We start from the raw sequence: 2,724 nt of genomic DNA, 5'->3' as shown, positions 1-2,724 counted from the left end.
CACACACGTGTCAGCCCGCACGTGTCAGCCCGTCACGCGCTCCGCGTACGCCGCCGGGTCCGCCAGCACCTCGCGCACCCCGCGGGCAGCCGCGCCGCGTGCCGCGTCACCCGAGGAGGACGAGGCCCGCAGGCGTCCGTTGCCGGGCTTCCACAGCCCGGAGACGACGCGCGCCGTCAGCTCCCGGTCCGCGGCGGGGGCCAGCCACGGCATGAGTCCGCGGAAGACGCCGCCGAGCATCACCGCGTCCGGGTCGATCAGATTCACGGCGCCCGACAGCACCTGGCCGAGCCGCCGCCCCGCCTCCTCCAGCGCGGCCAGCGCCGACGGATCGCCCGCGCGGGCCCGGCTCTCCAGCTCCGCGACGCCGGCCGCGCCCGCCGACTCGGCGAGCCCCGCCGTCCGCAACAGCGCCGCTTGCCCCGCGTACTGCTCCAGGCAGCCCCGCGCCCCGCAGCGGCACTCGGGCCCGGTCGGCTCCACCACGACGTGCCCGATCTCCCCGGCGAACCCGTGCGCCCCGCGCAGCAGCCGACCGTTCAGGACCAGCGCGCCGCCGATCCCGATCTCACCGGTCAGATAGATGAAGCTGCTCACCCGGGCCTCACCGTCACCGCCCGCGCACCCGCCGAACCAGAGCTCGGCCATGGCCGCCAGATTCGCCTCGTTGTCCGCGCTGACCGGCAGGGCGCGGTGCGCGGGCCGCAGCGCGGTCAACGCCTGCGCGAACAGCCCCTCGACGGCCACCCGGTTCCAGCCGAGGTTCGGCGCCTGCCGCACCGCGCCGCCGGACACCAGGCCGGGCAGCGCCAGCTCGGCCGAGACCGGGCGCAGCTCCTGCTCGGCCGCGGACTCGATGGCGCGCGCCGCGATCCGTGCCGCCTGCGCGAGTACGGCGGCGGGCGGAGCGCCCCGGTTGTCCATCCGCTCCACGAGCCGTACGCGGCCGGTGCCCGCCAGGTCGACGACGCACACCGTGATGTAGTCGATGTTGATCTCCACCCCGAGCCCGGCGGGCCCGCTCCGCGCCACTTTCAGCGCGGTGCCGGGACGCCCGGCCTGCCCGCTGAAGGTCTTGCCCCACTCGGTGAGGAAGCCGTCGGTGAGGAGCTGGTCCACGAGCGAGGAGACCGCGGCCCGGGTCAGTCCGACCCGGGAGGCGACACCCGCCCGGGTCGCCTCGCCCTCGTCGTGGACGGTGGTCAGAACGAGGCTGAGATTGTGCCGACGCACGGTCGCCTTGTCTGCCTTGGGCGGGATCGAGGACGGATTGTTGCTGTTCATCGTGGTGATGAGCCTATGGGACGGGGTGTTCGACCGCGGCTACGGTCCGTCCCCGCCCCGCCGCTTCGACGGCTCCCGGCCGTTCAGACAGATCCCGGGGAGCGCCGGGTGGAGCGCTTCTTGAGCCACACGGGCAGCGCGTACCAGCAGAGGGCGAACCAGAGGAGCACGCCGCCGGCGAGGAGCTCTGCGAGCAGATCGGGCAGGACGACGTGGAGGATCAGCAGGACCGTGCAGCTGATGGTGAGCGCGAGGAGCACAAGCCCCGTGACCATCAGCCGCCCAGCCACCTTCACCAGGTCGTCCTTCATCTGCTGCCCCGTGAGCAGCCGGTGCAGGGAGACCGGCGCTATGAGGGCGCCGGTCGCGGCGGCACCGAGGATCACGGTCGCCACGTACACCGTCGTGTCGAAGGCGCCGAGCTCCCCGAAGCGCGGGGTGAAGGCGACACTCAGCAGGAAGCCAAAGAGGATCTGCACACCCGTCTGCGCCACGCGGGTCTCCTGGAGGACCTCCGCCCAGCGCCGGTTCGCCCTCTCATGGGCCTCCTCCGGCCCGTCGCACTGCACCGCATCTGCTCGCGTTATCTCACCAGTACTCAACAGACAACCTCCCTCGTAGGAGGCGGATGCCCGGAGAATCGCCGGTTACGTATCCGTTGCCGGAGGTGGACGAAGTTTCTGCGATGAGTCCCGCCCCGATCGCAGGTCTGTATTGCTGACATGCCGATACGCACCGCCCCCGATCGAGGAGAGCACCATGACCGCCACGTACACCTTCGACATCTTCTCCAGCCTCGACGGCTTCGGCGCGGCCGGCGGCGACTGGACCGGCTACTGGGGCAAGCAGGGCCCCGAGCTGCTCGACCACCGCCTCGCTCTCTACGACGAGGAGCAGCGGATGGTCTTCGGGGCCAACACGTACCGGGCGTTCGCGTCGATGCTGGCGGCGAGCACCGAGGACTCCGAGGTACGTCACCCCTGGGTCACACGGATGAGGAACCTGCCGGCGACGGTGGTGTCGACCACCCTGGAAGGAAAGCTCGACTGGCCGGACGCGGACCTCGTGCACGGCGACGCCGTCGAGGTCGTCGCGCGCCTCAAGGAGGAGTCCGACGTGCCGTTGCGGTCGCACGGCAGCCTCTCGATGAACCGGGCGCTGATGGCCGCCGGACTGGTCGACCGCGTCCAGGTGACCCTCTTCCCCGTCATCACCGGCCGGACCGGCCTCGACCCGATCTTCCGGGGCGCGGCCGACTTCGACCTCGAACTGATCACGCACCGGACGCTCGACGGCCGCATGCAGGAACTCGTCTACCGCCCCACCCTGCACGCCTGAGCCGGGCCTAGGTCGTTTCTGATGGCTCTTGGACGGTGTCGCGGAGCCAGATGGCGATCGCTGCGACGGTGAGGGTGCCGTTGAAGATGTAGTCGCGTTTGT

General features: G+C 71.4%; 3 protein-coding genes. 1 reads left to right on the top strand and 2 read right to left on the bottom strand.

Annotation, left to right across the window (positions count from 1 at the left end):
* Positions 1-24: 24 nt before the first annotated feature.
* Together ACZ45E_RS00015 and ACZ45E_RS00010 are read right to left on the bottom strand one after the other, a co-directional pair.
* Positions 25-1,284, bottom strand: a complete 1,260-nt coding sequence (locus ACZ45E_RS00015; protein ID WP_468214519.1) for an ROK family transcriptional regulator — start codon at positions 1,282-1,284, stop codon at positions 25-27.
* Between the two features lie 83 nt (positions 1,285-1,367).
* The gene (locus tag ACZ45E_RS00010) at positions 1,368-1,889 is read right to left on the bottom strand and encodes a DUF6328 family protein (RefSeq protein ID WP_468215948.1); all 522 of its coding nucleotides are present in this window, start codon (positions 1,887-1,889) and stop codon (positions 1,368-1,370) included.
* A 154-nt stretch (positions 1,890-2,043) separates the two neighbouring features.
* Between ACZ45E_RS00010 and ACZ45E_RS00005 the strand changes: the two genes are divergently transcribed.
* Positions 2,044-2,622, top strand: a complete 579-nt coding sequence (locus ACZ45E_RS00005; RefSeq protein WP_468214516.1) for a dihydrofolate reductase family protein — start codon at positions 2,044-2,046, stop codon at positions 2,620-2,622.
* Positions 2,623-2,724: the final 102 nt, after the last annotated feature.

It is taken from the genome of Streptomyces sp. NPDC030991 (assembly GCF_055571235.1).
Note: the sequence above shows the minus strand (reverse complement) of the source record. Positions and strands in the feature narration are given on the sequence as shown.